Below are 14,493 nucleotides of genomic sequence, written 5' to 3'. Positions count from 1 at the left end.
GTGGAGCGCTGTACGCGGAGCGGCGGGCGGTGTCAGCCGACGACCGTCCAGGTGTCGCCGCCCGCGAGCAGCGCGCCCAGGTCGCCCTTGCCCTTCTGCTCGACCGCGGTGTCGAGCTGCTCGGTCATCTGCTCGTCGTAGACGGGCCGTTCGACCGAGCGGAAGACGCCGATCGGGGTGTGGTGCAGGGTGTCCGGGTCGGCCAGGCGGGAGAGGGCGAAGGCGGTGGTCGGGGACGCGGCGTGGGCGTCGTGGACCAGCAGCTCCGCTTCGTTCTCCGGGGTGACGGTGACCACGTCCAGGTCACCGGTGAGCCGGTTGCGTACGACGCCGCGCGCCCCGTCGGCCCCGAACCGGATCGGCTGCCCGTGCTCCAGCCGGATCAGCGCCTCCTCGGCCTGCTGCCGGTCCTTGAGGGCGTCGAACGCGCCGTCGTTGAAGATGTTGCAGTTCTGGTAGATCTCGACCAGCGCGGTGCCCGGGTGCTCGGCGGCCGCGCGCAGCACCTCGGTGAGGTGCTTGCGGTCGGAGTCGATGGTCCGGGCCACGAAGGACGCCTCCGCGCCGATCGCCAGGGACACCGGGTTGAACGGGGCGTCCAGCGAGCCCATCGGCGTCGACTTGGTGATCTTGCCGACCTCGGACGTGGGCGAGTACTGGCCCTTGGTCAGGCCGTAGATCCGGTTGTTGAACAGCAGGATCTTCAGGTTCACATTGCGCCGCAGCGCGTGGATCAGGTGGTTGCCGCCGATGGAGAGCGCGTCCCCGTCACCGGTGACCACCCATACGCTCAGATCCCGCCTGCTGGTGGCGAGACCGGTGGCGATGGCCGGGGCGCGGCCGTGGATGGAGTGCATCCCGTAGGTGTTCATGTAGTACGGGAAGCGGGAGGAGCAGCCGATGCCGGAGACGAAGACGATGTTCTCCCGGGCCAGCCCCAGCTCCGGCATGAAGCCCTGGACGGCGGCGAGGATCGCGTAGTCGCCGCAGCCGGGGCACCAGCGCACTTCCTGGTCCGACTTGAAGTCCTTCATCGACTGCTTGGCCTCGGCCTTGGGCACCAGCTGGAGCAGTCCGTTGGCGATGTCAGTCATCGATGGCCTCCTTCAGCGCCGTGGCGAGCTGCTCCGCCTTGAACGGCATGCCGTTGACCTGGTTGTACGAGTGGGCGTCGACCAGGTACTTCGCCCGGATCAGGGTGGCCAGCTGCCCCAGGTTCATCTCCGGGACCACCACCTTGTCGTACCGCGCGAGCACCGCGCCGAGATTGCGCGGGAAGGGGTTGAGATGGCGCAGATGCGCCTGTGCGATCGAGTCGCCGGCCGCGCGCAGCCGCCGTACCGCCGCCGTGATCGGGCCGTACGTCGAACCCCAGCCGAGGACCAGGGTCCGCGCGCCGTGCGGGTCGTCCACCTCCAGGTCCGGGACCTCGATGCCGTCGATCTTGGCCTGGCGGGTGCGGACCATGAAGTCGTGGTTGGCCGGGTCGTACGAGATGTTGCCCGTGCCGTCCTGCTTCTCGATGCCGCCGATGCGGTGCTCCAGGCCAGGGGTGCCCGGCAGCGCCCAGGGGCGGGCGAGGGTCTCCGGGTCACGCTTGTACGGCCAGAAGACCTCGGTGCCGTCCTCCAGGGTGTGGTTCGGACCGAACGCGAACCGGACCCGCAGATCCGGCAGTTCCTCCAGGTCCGGGATGCGCCAGGGCTCGGAGCCGTTGGCCAGGTAGCCGTCCGACAGCAGCATCACCGGGGTGCGGTAGGTCAGCGCGATCCGCGCCGCCTCCAGGGCCGCGTCGAAACAGTCCGCCGGGGTCTTCGGCGCGACGATCGGCACCGGCGCCTCGCCGTTGCGCCCGTACATCGCCTGGAGCAGGTCCGCCTGCTCGGTCTTGGTCGGCAGGCCGGTGGACGGCCCGCCCCGCTGGATGTCCACCACCAGCAGCGGCAGCTCCAGGGAGACCGCGAGTCCGACGGTCTCGCTCTTGAGGGCGACACCCGGACCGGACGTGGTCGTCACCGCGAGCGAACCGCCGAACGCCGCGCCCAGCGCCGCGCCGATGCCCGCGATCTCGTCCTCCGCCTGGAAGGTCCGCACCCCGAAGTTCTTGTGCCGGCTCAGCTCGTGCAGGATGTCCGAGGCCGGGGTGATCGGGTACGAGCCCAGGAACAGCGGCAGGTCCGACTGCCGGGAAGCGCAGACCAGCCCGTAGGCCAGGGCGAGGTTGCCGGAGATGTTGCGGTAGGTGCCCACCGGGAAGGCGGTGGCGGCCGGGGCGACCTCGTAGGAGACCGCGAAGTCCTCCGTGGTCTCGCCGAAGTTCCAGCCCGCGCGGAACGCGGCGATGTTCGCCGCCATGATCTCCGGCTTCTTCGCGAACTTCGACGTCAGGAACTTCTCCGTGCCCTCGGTGGGCCGGTGGTACATCCAGCTCAGCAGCCCGAGGGCGAACATGTTCTTGCTGCGCTCGGCCTCCTTGCGGGAGAGGTCGAACTCCTTGAGTGCCTCCACCGTCAGAGTGGTCAGCGGCACCGGGTGCACGCCGTAGGCGTCGAGCGAGCCGTCGTCCAGCGGCGAGGCGTCGTAGCCCACCTTCAGCAGGGCACGCTTGGTGAACTCGTCCGTGTTCACGATGATCTCGGCGCCGCGCGGCAGATCGCCGATGTTGGCCTTCAGCGCCGCCGGGTTCATCGCGACGAGGACGTTCGGCGCGTCGCCCGGGGTGAGGATGTCGTGGTCGGCGAAGTGGAGCTGGAACGAGGAGACACCGGGCAGGGTGCCGGCGGGTGCGCGGATCTCGGCGGGGAAGTTCGGCAGGGTGGAGAGGTCGTTGCCGAAGGAAGCGGTCTCCGAGGTGAATCGGTCTCCGGTGAGCTGCATGCCGTCACCCGAGTCCCCCGCGAACCGGATGATCACCCGGTCCAGGCGGCGCACGTCCTTCGCCCCGCCCGGTGTGCGCTGCTCCCCGACGACTGATCCGTCGGCCTGCTCCGTTGGGCTGCTGACCTGGCTGGTCACTGAACTGGACCTCCTTCGAGGCGGCTGTCCGGGGCGCGTGGTCGTCCCACGGACCAATCCCAGGATCAACCCTACGTCGGTTAGGGTCGCCTTCCCGAGGTCATCCGGAGATTCGGATGGCGTTTCGAGTCGGCGTGTAGCGCTGACATGTCAGGGCTTCCTTCCCCGGTTCCCCCCTCGACTCTCCTGCCGGGCACCCCTCATTCCCACGGAAGCCGGAGCCTCTGACACGACCCTGACGCCGGGGCCCGCCCACCGCCTCCCGAGGGCCTCCGGTCAGGAGTTCAGATAGGTGAGCACGGCGAGCACCCGCCGGTGGTCCCCGTCGCTCGGCGACAGCCCGAGCTTGAGGAAGATGTTGCTGACGTGCTTCTCCACCGCGCCGTCGCTGATGACCAGTTGCCGGGCGATCGCCGAGTTCGTACGCCCCTCCGCCATCAGCGCCAGGACCTCGCGCTCGCGCGGGGTGAGCCGGGCCAGCACGTCCTGCTTGCGGCTGCGGCCCAGCAGCTGCGTGACCACCTCCGGGTCCAGCGCCGTACCGCCCTCGGCGACCCGCACCACCGCGTCCACGAACTCCCGGATGTCCGCCACCCGGTCCTTGAGTAGATAGCCCACGCCCCGGGTGGAACCGGCCAGCAGCTCGGTGGCGTACCGCTCCTCCACGTACTGCGACAGGACCAGCACCCCGAGCCCGGGATGCGCCTTGCGCAGCGACACGGCCGCCCGCACCCCCTCGTCGGTGTGCGTCGGCGGCATCCGCACATCCGCCACCACCACATCGGGCAGCGCGTCCTCGCCGGCCAGATCGGCGATGGTCTTCACCAGCGCCTCCGCGTCACCGACCCCGGCCACCACCTCGTGCCCCCGGTCGGTCAGCAGCCGGGTCAGACCCTCCCGGAGCAGCACCGAATCCTCGGCGATGACCACCCGCACCCTGTCCTCCACGATCCTTCGCCCCCGTCATGCGCGGTCCGAGGCGACGCCCGTCGGGGACGCGCCTTCCTACGAGGACCAAGCATTCCAGGAATCGGCACACAGCGTGCCAGGCCCTGTGGACAACTGCGTCGAGCGCCGGTATATCCGCTGATCAGAGGCTAGTTGGCCGCTGCTCGGCCCTTGATTCGATCGCTGTTCGGCCGTTGCGTGAGCGCCGGTCGGCCACCGGCCGGACACCGCTCAGCCGCGCCAGGGAAGTTCCGCTATCACCCGGGTGGGACCGCCCGCCGGGGAGTCCACCAGCAGGATGCCGTCCACCGCGTCCAGCCGGCCCCGCAGACCCGCGAGGCCCGAACCGGCGGAGGCGTCCGCGCCGCCCACCCCGTCGTCGGTCACCTGGAGCATCAGCCGGTCCTCCGAGCGCCACACATCGACCGAGGCGGAGCGCGCCCGGCTGTGCTTGGCGACGTTCTGGAGCAGCTCGCAGACCGTGAAGTAGGCGATGCCCTCGATGGCCGGCGCCGGACGGGACGGCAGGTCGACCTCCACCCGGACCGGCACCGTGCAGCGGGCCGCGACCGAGGACAGGGCGGCGTCCAGGCCGCGGTCGGTGAGGACGGCCGGGTGGATGCCCCGGGCCAGATCGCGCAGCTCCTGGAGCGCCGTCTTCACCTCGCCGTGCGCGTCCGCCACCATGCGCGCCGCCGCCTGCGGGTCCTCCCGCATCTTCTCCTTCGCCAGCCCCAGGTCCATCGCCAGACCGACCAGCCGGGCCTGCGCCCCGTCGTGCAGATCGCGCTCGATGCGGCGCAGGTCGGCGGCGGCCGTGTCCACCACGACGCCCCGGTCCGACTCCAGCTCCTCCACCCGCTCCGACAGCAGGGAGGGGCCGAGCAGCCCGCGCACCAGCAGCCCGTCCACCGTCGTCAGGGCGCGCACCAGCCAGGGCGTGGCCAGCGTGAACAGCAGCCCGACCAGCGCGGTCACGGTGATCTCGAACGGGTTGTCCAGATAGATGCGGTGGTGCTCGTCGCCGTACTGCTGGAGGCCGCCCACGCCCGCGTGCGCCGGGAAGACCCAGAACCACAGGGGGTAGGTCAGCAGGGTCAGGCTCAGCGTCCACAGGGTCACCGAGACCACGAAGGAGAAGACCGCCCAGGGGAACTGGACCAGGCAGTACAGGAGGCTCCGCCAGGAGGCGCCGTTCTTGAGGACCGCGCCCATCCAGGCCAGCGCGCCCGGCTTGCGCACCCGCAGCGGCTCCGGGCCGGGCACCTCCACGCCCAGCAGCGCCCGCGCCCGCACCCGCTCCAGTGCGCCGAAGCCCCGGGAGCCGGCCAGCGCCGCGGCGAGGACGGGCACGCCGAGGAAGGTCACCAGCAGGCCCGCGCCCAGCGACACCATCGTCACGGTCCAGGTGAACAGCACGATCGAGACCGGCAGGCCCAGCAGGACATAGCCCAGCTCCCGCCAGGTGCGGCCCTCGAACGGCGCCCGCAGCGCGGCGGGGAGCCGCGGGCGGCGGCCGGGGTGCGGGCCGTATCCGTACCGCCCCTCGTCGTCACCGGTGTCGTAGCCCTGGCCGTACCCGCCGTGTCCGTACTGAGTGGCCATCGATCTCGTCCCGTTCTCCTCGTCCAGTCGGCGGTTCAGCCGTATCTCAAGAGTCGTGGGCCGCAGGCTTCGGGACCATGGAGTCCGTCGGCGTCCTGAACCGGGGGTTTTCCCCACCCCCGTTCGGCCCTGCGGGCGTCGCCGGCCCTCCCGCGCGGCTACTTCTCCCGGTCCCGCCACGGCAGCTCGGCCGTGACCTCCGTCGGGCCGCCGGCCGGGGAGTCGACCACGAACAGGCCGTCCACCGCGCCGAGCCGGTCCGCCAGCCCGCGCATTCCGGTGCCGCCGTCCAGCCCGGCGCCGCCCCGGCCGTCGTCCTGGACCTGGATCAGCAGCCGGTCCCCGCTCCGCCACACGTCCACCGACGCGGAGCGGGCCGCGCTGTGCTTGCTGACGTTCTGGAGCAGCTCGGAGACGGTGAAGTAGGCGATGCCCTCGATGGCCGCGGCGGGGCGGTCCGCGAGGTCCACGGTCACCTTGACCGGCACCGTGCAGCGGGCCGCGACCGAGGACAGGGCGGCGTCCAGACCGCGGTCGGTGAGGACGGCCGGGTGGATGCCCCGGGCCAGATCGCGCAGCTCCTGGAGGGCCAGCTTCACCTCGCCGTGCGCCTCCGCCACCATCTCCGCCGCGGTGTCCGGGTCCTCCAGCAGCTTCTCCTTGGCCAGGCCGAGCCCCATGGCCAGATTGACCAGCCGGGCCTGCGCGCCGTCGTGCAGATCGCGCTCGATGCGGCGCAGGTCGGCGGCGGCCGTGTCCACCACGACACCGCGGTCCGACTCCAGCTCCGCTATGCGGCGCTCCAGTTCGTCGGAGGGGGAGAGCAGGCCGCGCACCATCGCCCGGTCCACGTTCGCCAGTCCGCGGGCGAGGTAGGGAAGCAGGGGCCACAGCACGAACAGCGAGACCAGCACCGTGCAGAAGGTGAGGATGCCCCAGGGCAGCCGGATCGCGTCGTACAGCAGAGTGCGCCAGCCCACCGGGTCCTTCAGGGCCGTCCACGCCCGCTGGAGCATGCCCCCGCCGCGGGCGAGCGGCAGCGGGGACGGCTCCTCGACCCGGACCCCGAGCAGCGCCCTGGCCCGCGCCCGCTCCAGCTTCCCCAGCCGCCGGGCGCCCAGCAGGGACAGCGCCAGCAGGGGCAGGCCGACCACGGTGACGCTGAGGCCACCGCCGACGGACAGCACGGTGATCGCGTAGACGAAGCCGAACACCGCCGTCGGCAGGTTCAGCAGGAGGTGCGCGATCTCCTTCCAGGTGTGGACGTCGTAGGCCGGCCTCGGGGGCGGGAAGCGGTCGGTGCCGCCGGACCCACCGGATATGCCGTGCCGGTCGGGGCCGTCGTGCGGATCAGGGCCTTCGTGCCGGCCGGCGGCGGAGCTGGGAGCGGTCATACCGGACAGCCTGCCGAATGCGGCACCTTCCGCGCCATGCGGTACGCCGCCCTCCGCCCACGGGGGAAAACCCCACCCCCGCCCTACCTCCGGCCTCACCCTCGCCCCACCCCCGGCCCCACCCGGCCCCGCCCTCGACCTCCGCCTCCGGCCTCCCGGGACGTCTCGGGGCGTGACTGCCTGCTTACCGCTTCTTTATCAGGGCCTAGACTCCCGTGCGTACAGGTCACGAGGTCAGGGAGCGAGGGACGGACGGTGCGGGAGACCCTGGGGGACTCGACCAACGCCGCGACACACGTCATCACCGCGGCCGGATATTTCCGGTCCTACTCGGCCGTGGGGCTGCTCGCCGTCGTCGGCGTGCTGTTCGTCGCGGTCGCGTTCGGCGCCGGACGGCTGCTGCGCCCCGTGGTGCCCACCCCGGAAAAACTCCTGACCTACGAGTGCGGCGTCGACCCCGTCGGCGAGGGCTGGGCCCACACCCAGGTCCGCTACTACGTCTACGCCTTCCTGTACGTGATCTTCGCCGTCGACTCCGTCTTCCTGTTCCCCTGGGCGACGGTCTTCGCCGCCCCCGGCTACGGCGCGACGACCCTCGTGGAGATGTTCCTCTTCCTCGGCTTCCTCGCCGTCGGCCTGCTGTACGCATACAAGAAGGGCGTCCTGGCATGGACGTGACCCCGGACCCCGTACCCCTCCCCGAGCCCAAGCGGCTGGGCGCGCTGGCCAGACTGGCGCCCGAGCCCATGAAGGTGGTCCTCAACTGGGGCCGCCGCTACTCGCTCTGGGTCTTCAACTTCGGCCTCGCCTGCTGCGCGATCGAGTTCATCGCCGCGTCGATGGCCCGGCACGACTTCATCCGGCTCGGCGTCATCCCCTTCGCGCCGGGGCCCCGCCAGGCCGACCTGATGGTCGTCTCGGGCACGGTCACGGACAAGATGGCCCCCGCCGTCAAGCGCCTGTACGAACAGATGCCCGAACCGAAGTACGTCATCTCCTTCGGCGCCTGCTCCAACTGCGGCGGCCCCTACTGGGACTCGTACTCCGTCACCAAGGGCGTCGACCAGATCATCCCCGTGGACGTCTACGTGCCCGGCTGCCCGCCGCGCCCCGAGGCGCTGCTCCAGGGCATCCTCAAGCTCCAGGAGAAGATCGCCGCCGAGTCGCTGGGGGAGCGGTACGGCCACGGCGGCCCCCGGCCCTCCGCGGCCGCGCTCCAGAGCGGTCTGGTGCGGCCGCCCGCCCCGTCCGGCGAGGAGGGCGCGCGATGAGCACGGCCGGCTGGCTGCCCGCCCCCGTCGAGGAACTGTTCGGCGCGGAGGCGGTGGCCGAGGAGTCGTACGAGGTCCTGACGGTGGACGTCCCGCCGTCCGCCTGGCTCACCGCGCTTGAGACCGCCCGTACGACGCTGACCTGCACCTATTTCGACTGGCTCAGCGCGGTCGACGAACCGGGCGCCGGCTTCCGGGTGTCCGCCCACGTCGTGGCCCTGAACCCGGTCCGCCGCCTGCTCGTCCGTACGACGGTGCCGCACGCGGCGCCGGTGCTGCCGACCGCCGTCGGGGTGTACGCCGGTGCGGCCTGGCACGAGCGCGAGACGTACGAAATGTTCGGAGTCACCTTCGAGGGCCACCCGGGGCTCGAACACCTGCTCCTGCCCGAGACCTTCGAGGGCCACCCGCTGCGCAAGGACTTCGTCCTCGCCGCCCGCGTCGCCAAGGCGTGGCCCGGCGCGAAGGAGCCCGGCGAGTCCGAGCACGGCGGTCCCAAGCGCCGCCAGATGCTCCCGCCCGGCGTCCCCGACCCGAACGAGTGGGGCCCTCTCAAGGGCCGGCTCCCCGCCGCCCCGGCCCGCCCGGCCCGTGCCGCGGGAGACCGTCCGGTACGACGCGCCCGCACCGCGGCCGAGGGCTCGACCGGTCAGCAGGGCCCGACGGAGGCGGCTGCCCCGGCCCGTCCCCGGCGGACGCGCAGCGCGAGCGAGGGCTCCGCGAGCCAGGCGGTGGGGGAGCCGGAGGAGTCGAAGGAGCCGGTGGCGGAGGGCGGCGCGGCGGGTGCCGGGCCGGGTCCCGTCGCCGGTGCCCCGGCCCGTCCCCGGCGGACGCGCAGCGCGAGCGAGGGCTCCGCGAGCCAGGCGGTGGGGGAGCCGGAGGAGTCGAAGGAGCCGGCGGCGGAGGACGGCGCGGCGGGTGCCGGGCCGGGCCCCGTCGCCGGTGCTCCGGCCCGTCCCCGGCGGACGCGAAGTGCGAGCGAGGGTTCGGCGAGCCAGGTGGCGGGGGAGCCGGGGGACTCGGCGGCCGAGGGAGATGCCGCGCAGACCGCGGCGGAGGGTCCGGCGGCGGCCGGGCCCACTCCGGCACCGGGCCGTCCCCGTCGTGCCCGCAGCGCGTCGGGGGGCTCCGCGTCCCAGCGTGCCCCGGAGCCCTCGCCTTCGGCGACCGAGCCGACGGCGGAGCCCGCGAGTTCCGGCGACGCCGACCGGTCCGCCGGCCGCGCGGCCCCGCGCGGCTCGGATGCCCCGTGGCACCACGCCCGCCCGGCGTTCGACAAGCCCGGACGGCCTGCCGAGCCGGAGCCCCGAGAGCCGGAGCCCCGCGAGGGGGCCGAGCGAGGTGCCGTAGAGCCGCACGAGGCGGCCGAGCCGCGGCCCGCCGAACCCGTCGAGCCGCAGCCCGCGTCTGAGCCGTCCCGCCCCGCCGAGCCTCCGGAGCCGAGCGCGCCCGCGAGGCCGACCGAGCTCTCGGAGCAGGCCGAGCCTTCAGAGGCCGCTGAGCCCTCAAACCCGACCGAGCCTTCAGCACCGGCCGATCCCCCGGAGTCGGCCGATTCGCCACCCGCGCCCGGTCAACCCTCCCCCGACCCCGACTCTCCCCCGACCGACCCCCCAGGAGGCCCGCAGTGAACGGCGCACTCGACGTCGCCCTGCGGCTCGTGGCCGTGTTCGTCGTCTTCCTCGTCCTCCCGCTGGTCGTGGGACAGACCGAGCACAAGGTGATGGCCCATATGCAGGGGCGGCTCGGGCCGATGTACGCGGGCGGGTTCCACGGGTGGGCCCAGCTGGTCGCCGACGGCGTGAAGTTCGCGCAGAAGGAGGACGTGGTGCCGGCGCAGGCCGACCGCCGGGTCTTCCAGCTCGCGCCGGCCGTCGCCCTGCTGCCGTACCTGCTCGTCCTGCTCGTCATCCCCATCGGACCGAGCGAGGGCGCCGTCGGCCAGGCCCTGGACGCGGGCGTGTTCTTCGCGCTCGCGGTGATGGGCGTCGGCGTGCTCGGCTCGCTCATGGCGGGCTGGGCGAGCGCCAACAAGTTCTCCCTGCTCGGCGGCCTGCGCACCGCCGCCCAGCTACTGGCCTACGAACTGCCGATGCTGCTCGCCGCGGCCTCCGTCGCCATGGCGGCCGGCACCGTCTCCCTGCCGGGCATCCTGCACGCCTTCCACTGGTGGTGGCTGCCCTGGCAGCTGATCGGCGCGGTCGTCTTCTTCGTCGCGGGGCTCGCCGAGCTGCAACGCCCGCCGTTCGACATGCCGGTGGCCGACTCGGAGATCATCTTCGGCGCGTACACCGAGTACACCGGTCTGCGTTTCGCCCTGTTCCTGCTCGCCGAGTACGCCGGCATCGTCGTGCTGTGCGGCCTGACCACCGTGCTCTTCCTGGGCGGCTGGCACGGCCCCTGGGGCGCCGACGGGCTCGGCTGGGTCTGGACGCTGCTGAAGGCCGCGATCCTCGCCTTCGTCGTCATCTGGCTCCGCGTCACCTACCCGCGGCTGCGCGAGGACCAGCTCCAGAAACTCTCCTGGACCCTCCTCGTCCCCCTGTCTCTCGCCCAGATCGCCCTCACCGGCATCGTCAAGGTGGTGATCTCCTGATGGCCTCGTCGTCCCCCTCCCACCGGTCCCGCATCCCCGGCTCCGGCCTCGCCAAGGGCCTCGCCGTCACCCTGCGCACGATGACGCGCAAGCACGGCACCGAGCAGTACCCGGACACGCTGCCCGAACTGCCGCCCCGCACCCGGGGCGTGATCGGCCTGTTCGAGGAGAACTGCACGGTCTGCATGCTGTGCGCCCGCGAGTGCCCCGACTGGTGCATCTACATCGACTCCCACAAGGAGACGGTCCCGCCCGCCGCCCCCGGCGGCCGCGAGCGCAGCCGCAACGTCCTCGACCGGTTCGCCATCGACTTCTCCCTGTGCATGTACTGCGGTATCTGCATCGAGGTCTGCCCCTTCGACGCGCTGTTCTGGTCCCCGGAGTTCGAGTACGCGGAGACCGACATCCACGAACTCACCCACGAGCGCGACAAGCTCCGCGAGTGGATGTGGACCGTGCCGGCCCCACCCGCGCTCGACCCGGGCGCGGAGGAGCCGAAGGAGATCGCCGCCGCCCGCAAGAGCGCCGAGAAGCAGGCCGCCGCCGCGGAGGCCGAAGCCGCCGAGGCCGCCGCCGCACAGGCCGAAGCCGCGCAGGCCGACACCGCGCGCACCGACCCCGAGGAGGGCGACGCATGAGCCCCGCCCCCGCCCTGAGCCTCGCCGCCGCCCCGCACGGGTCTCTCGCCGCCGCCCCGCACGGCTTCCTCTCCCCGACCGGCGTCGAGATCGCCTTCCTCCTCGTCGGCCTGGTCACCTTCGGCGCCGCGCTGGTCACCGTCACCACCCGCCAACTGGTGCACGCCGCCCTGTGGCTGGTGGTCGCGCTCGGCGGCCTCGCCGTGGAGTACCTGCTGCTCACGGCCGAGTTCATCGCCTGGGTGCAGGTCCTGATCTACGTCGGCTCCGTCGTCGTACTCCTGCTGTTCGGGCTGATGCTCACCAGGGCCCCCATCGGGCGCTCCCCGGACGCCGATTCCGGCAACCGCTGGGCCGCCCTCGCCGTCGCGGTCGCCGCCGCCGTCGCCCTGGTGTGGGTGGTCACCGACGCCTTCCGTACGACATGGATCGACCTGACCGGACCGGCCGCGGGAACGACCCATGTCACCGGCGCGACCCTGTTCCGGTACTGGGTGCTGCCCTTCGAGGCCCTGTCCGTGCTGCTCCTCGCGGCCCTGGTCGGCGCGATCGTCCTGTCCCGCAAAGCCAAGGCCGAAGCCGGGACCGACGCCGGTGACGAGGCGGAAGCCCGTACGCCGGCTCCCGTCCCCGGCCAGAAGGACGGCGCCCGCTGATGCACCTCGTCTACCCCGCCGTACTCTCCGCCCTCCTCTTCTGCACCGGCCTGTACGGCGTCCTCGCCCGCCGCAACGCGATCCTGGTCCTCATGTCGGTCGAGCTGATGCTCAACGCCGTCAATCTGAACCTGGTCGCCTTCGACGTCTGGCTCAGCCGTGCCGCCCGCGACACCCTGCACTCCGGCCAGGCGCTGACCCTGTTCACCATCGCCGTCGCCGCCGCCGAGATCGGCATCGGACTGGCGATCGTGCTCGCCGTGTACCGCAACCGCGGCACCTCCGACATCGACAAGCTCCGCGACACCGCCGAAGGCCGGGGCGACGCGGAACCGGGTGCCGTCGCGGCACAGAAGACCGAGGCCACCGCGTGACCACGACCACCCTCGCCGTACTCGTCCCCCTGCTGCCGTTCCTCGGCGCCGCGGCCGGGCTGCTGCTCGGCCGCACCGCCCCCGGGTTCGTGCGCCCGCTCGCCGTACTGCCGCCGCTGGCCGCCCTGGTGCTGGCCGCGCTGGTCGCCGTCCGCCAGGGCGGCGGACCGGCCCTGGACGCGCACACGGAGCTGACCCCCACCGGCTCGGTGCCCGTCGAACTGGCCCTGCACGTCGACGGCTTCGCCGCGCTCGTCGCGATCCTGGTCGCCTTCGTCGCGGCCTGCGTGCAGATCTACTCCACCGGCTATCTGCGCGACGACCCGCGCTACCCCTCGTACGCCGCTCTCGTCTCCCTGTTCACCTCCGCGATGCTGCTCGTCGTCTACTCCGGCGACCTGATCGTGCTGCTGGTCGGCTGGGAGGTCATGGGCATCTGCTCCTACTTCCTGGTCGGCCACTACTGGGAGACCCCCGAGGCCCGCGCCGCCTCCCTCAAGGCGTTCCTGGTCACCAAGCTCGGCGATGTGCCGTTCCTGATCGGCCTGTTCGCGCTCGCCACCGACGCCGGCTCCTTCCGCATCACCCGCGTCCTCGGGGCGGTCGCGAGCGGCGGCCTGCACCATCCGACCCTCGTCGCCCTGCTGCTGCTCGCGGGCGTGGCCGGCAAGTCGGCGCAGTTCCCGCTGCACACCTGGCTCCCGGACGCCATGGCCGGCCCGACGCCGGTCTCGGCGCTGATCCACGCCGCCACGATGGTCGCCGCCGGTGTCTACTTCGTCGCCCGTCTCCTCCCGGTGTTCGAGGCGTCCGGTGCCGCGATGCTGGTGCTGGCCGTGATGGCCGCCGTCACCATGGCCGGCTCCGGCCTCGCCGCGCTCGCCCAGGACGACATCAAACGCGTCCTCGCCTACTCGACCATCGGCCAGCTCGGCTACATGACCGGCGCCCTCGCCGTCGGCGACCGCGGTGCCGCCGTCTTCCACCTCCTGTCCCACGGCGCCTTCAAGGCGCTGCTGTTCCTCGCCGCCGGTGTGGTCATCCACGCCACCGGCACCAACTCGCTGGCCGCCATGTCCCGCATGCGCGGCCTGCGCGACCGGGTCCCGGACGCCTACTGGACGATGACCGTGGCCCTGCTCGCGCTCGCCGCGATCCCGCCGTTCAGCGGCTTCTTCTCCAAGGAGTCCGTCCTCGGCGCCGCCGAACACGCGGCCCACGGGGACACCGCGCACGTGCCCGGCGCGGCCGGCTGGCTCGTCCTCGTCGCCGGTCTGCTGACCGCCCTCCTGACCGCCGCCTACGCCACCCGGCTGTGGCTGCTGGCCTTCCACGGCCGGGGCGCCGAGGCCCCCGACCACGGCCGCCAGCCGCTGACCATGACCGTGGTCCTCTGGGTCCTCGCGGTGCCCTCCCTGGCCTTCGGCGGGCTCGCCTACCGGGCGCTGCCCGGCTGGTTCGACGGCATCTCCCTCACCCCGACCCCGCTCACCTCCATCCTCGGCACGGGACTCGCCGTGGTCGGCGGCCTCCTCACCTACGGCGTCTGGCAGCGCACCACCCGGGGCCTCGTCAGCCCCCCGCTCGGCGCGGTCGCCGCCCACCCCGAGGGCGACGCGGGACGGGTCGAGGCCGAGGCCATCGCCAGCCACACCCCGGCCTACGGCGACATCGCCTACGCCCCCGACCCCGCGGACCCCGGCCGGGCGCTGCTCGGCCCGCTGCACCGGCCCGCGGCCGCCGGCTTCCACCTCGACGCCGTCTACGCCGCGCTGTTCGTCCGCCCGGTGCTGGCCGCGGCGAGCCTCGTCCGCTTCCTCGACCGCGAGGTCGTGGACACCTACGTCGGCGCCGCCGGCGCGCTGCCCCGGTTGCTCGGGGCCGCCGTACGCCGCGCCCAGACCGGCAATGTGCAGACCTATGTGAGCGCGCTGCTCGCCGGCACCGTCGTCCTGGCGGTCGCCGTCGTCCTCGTCGCCACGGGAGCGTGAGCAGG

13 protein-coding genes are annotated in these 14,493 nt (G+C 72.7%); 8 read left to right on the top strand and 5 right to left on the bottom strand.

All coding sequences use genetic code 11. The features are described 5' to 3' along the window. Positions 1 to 32: 32 nt before the first annotated feature. The 5 genes from GHR20_RS15425 to GHR20_RS15405 all read right to left on the bottom strand — a co-directional run bounded on the left by GHR20_RS15425 (position 33) and on the right by GHR20_RS15405 (position 6,962). Positions 33 to 1,094, bottom strand: coding sequence for a 2-oxoacid:ferredoxin oxidoreductase subunit beta (locus GHR20_RS15425; RefSeq protein WP_153813485.1), 1,062 nt, complete (start codon positions 1,092 to 1,094; stop codon positions 33 to 35). Continuing rightward, a complete protein-coding gene (locus GHR20_RS15420; protein WP_148026506.1) occupies positions 1,087 to 3,015 on the bottom strand; it encodes a 2-oxoacid:acceptor oxidoreductase subunit alpha in 1,929 nt (642 codons plus the stop codon). The genes GHR20_RS15425 and GHR20_RS15420 overlap by 8 nt, the downstream gene beginning before the upstream one ends. Before the next feature lie 276 nt (positions 3,016 to 3,291). Beyond that, complete coding sequence (locus GHR20_RS15415) at positions 3,292 to 3,951, bottom strand: response regulator transcription factor (RefSeq protein ID WP_343234371.1); 660 nt, start codon at positions 3,949 to 3,951, stop codon at positions 3,292 to 3,294. A 243-nt stretch (positions 3,952 to 4,194) separates the two neighbouring features. Next, positions 4,195 to 5,568: a sensor histidine kinase gene (locus GHR20_RS15410; protein ID WP_153813484.1), complete on the bottom strand. Its 1,374-nt coding sequence runs from the start codon at positions 5,566 to 5,568 to the stop codon at positions 4,195 to 4,197. A 158-nt stretch (positions 5,569 to 5,726) separates the two neighbouring features. Next, a complete protein-coding gene (locus GHR20_RS15405; protein ID WP_153813483.1) occupies positions 5,727 to 6,962 on the bottom strand; it encodes a sensor histidine kinase in 1,236 nt (411 codons plus the stop codon). A 255-nt stretch (positions 6,963 to 7,217) separates the two neighbouring features. Here GHR20_RS15405 and GHR20_RS15400 point away from each other — a divergent pair, with 255 nt between their 5' ends. From GHR20_RS15400 to GHR20_RS15365, 8 genes are read left to right on the top strand one after another with little or no spacing between them, the layout of a single operon-like run. After that, positions 7,218 to 7,640 carry an NADH-quinone oxidoreductase subunit A gene (locus GHR20_RS15400; RefSeq protein WP_111586037.1) on the top strand — a complete coding sequence of 141 codons (423 nt, stop codon included), beginning with the start codon at positions 7,218 to 7,220 and terminating at the stop codon, positions 7,638 to 7,640. Continuing rightward, positions 7,631 to 8,233 (top strand): NADH-quinone oxidoreductase subunit B, encoded by a 603-nt coding sequence (locus tag GHR20_RS15395; protein ID WP_111586038.1) that lies wholly within the window; start codon positions 7,631 to 7,633, stop codon positions 8,231 to 8,233. The genes GHR20_RS15400 and GHR20_RS15395 overlap by 10 nt, the downstream gene beginning before the upstream one ends. Continuing rightward, positions 8,230 to 9,864: an NADH-quinone oxidoreductase subunit C gene (locus GHR20_RS15390; RefSeq protein WP_153813482.1), complete on the top strand. Its 1,635-nt coding sequence runs from the start codon at positions 8,230 to 8,232 to the stop codon at positions 9,862 to 9,864. The genes GHR20_RS15395 and GHR20_RS15390 overlap by 4 nt, the downstream gene beginning before the upstream one ends. After that, a complete protein-coding gene (locus GHR20_RS15385; RefSeq protein WP_111586040.1) occupies positions 9,861 to 10,829 on the top strand; it encodes a complex I subunit 1 family protein in 969 nt (322 codons plus the stop codon). Before GHR20_RS15390 ends, GHR20_RS15385 begins: the two co-directional genes overlap by 4 nt. After that, on the top strand, positions 10,829 to 11,467 hold the full coding sequence (locus tag GHR20_RS15380; protein WP_153813481.1) for an NADH-quinone oxidoreductase subunit I: 639 nt from the start codon (positions 10,829 to 10,831) through the stop codon (positions 11,465 to 11,467). Before GHR20_RS15385 ends, GHR20_RS15380 begins: the two co-directional genes overlap by 1 nt. Further along, on the top strand, positions 11,464 to 12,123 hold the full coding sequence (locus GHR20_RS15375) for an NADH-quinone oxidoreductase subunit J (protein ID WP_153813480.1): 660 nt from the start codon (positions 11,464 to 11,466) through the stop codon (positions 12,121 to 12,123). The genes GHR20_RS15380 and GHR20_RS15375 overlap by 4 nt, the downstream gene beginning before the upstream one ends. Next, entirely contained in the window at positions 12,123 to 12,497 is a 375-nt protein-coding gene (gene nuoK, locus GHR20_RS15370) for an NADH-quinone oxidoreductase subunit NuoK (protein ID WP_148026513.1), read from the top strand. Before GHR20_RS15375 ends, nuoK begins: the two co-directional genes overlap by 1 nt. Next, on the top strand, positions 12,494 to 14,488 hold the full coding sequence (locus GHR20_RS15365) for an NADH-quinone oxidoreductase subunit L (protein ID WP_148026514.1): 1,995 nt from the start codon (positions 12,494 to 12,496) through the stop codon (positions 14,486 to 14,488). Before nuoK ends, GHR20_RS15365 begins: the two co-directional genes overlap by 4 nt. The last annotated feature ends 5 nt before the right edge of the window (positions 14,489 to 14,493 follow it).

The organism is Streptomyces sp. SUK 48, from assembly GCF_009650765.1.
Classification (GTDB): domain Bacteria; phylum Actinomycetota; class Actinomycetes; order Streptomycetales; family Streptomycetaceae; genus Streptomyces.
This window is presented reverse-complemented; position numbering and strand designations above follow the sequence as displayed.

Excerpts from the sequence above, each read along its gene's own strand:
- GHR20_RS15425 (WP_153813485.1), bottom strand. The coding sequence starts at position 1,094 with ATGACTGACATCGCCAACGGACTGCTCCAGCTGGTGCCCAAGGCCGAG.
- GHR20_RS15410 (WP_153813484.1), bottom strand. The coding sequence starts at position 5,568 with ATGGCCACTCAGTACGGACACGGCGGGTACGGCCAGGGCTACGACACC.
- GHR20_RS15405 (WP_153813483.1), bottom strand. The coding sequence starts at position 6,962 with ATGACCGCTCCCAGCTCCGCCGCCGGCCGGCACGAAGGCCCTGATCCG.
- GHR20_RS15395 (WP_111586038.1), top strand. The coding sequence starts at position 7,631 with ATGGACGTGACCCCGGACCCCGTACCCCTCCCCGAGCCCAAGCGGCTG.
- GHR20_RS15390 (WP_153813482.1), top strand. The coding sequence starts at position 8,230 with ATGAGCACGGCCGGCTGGCTGCCCGCCCCCGTCGAGGAACTGTTCGGC.
- GHR20_RS15380 (WP_153813481.1), top strand. The coding sequence starts at position 10,829 with ATGGCCTCGTCGTCCCCCTCCCACCGGTCCCGCATCCCCGGCTCCGGC.
- GHR20_RS15375 (WP_153813480.1), top strand. The coding sequence starts at position 11,464 with ATGAGCCCCGCCCCCGCCCTGAGCCTCGCCGCCGCCCCGCACGGGTCT.
- nuoK (WP_148026513.1), top strand. The coding sequence starts at position 12,123 with ATGCACCTCGTCTACCCCGCCGTACTCTCCGCCCTCCTCTTCTGCACC.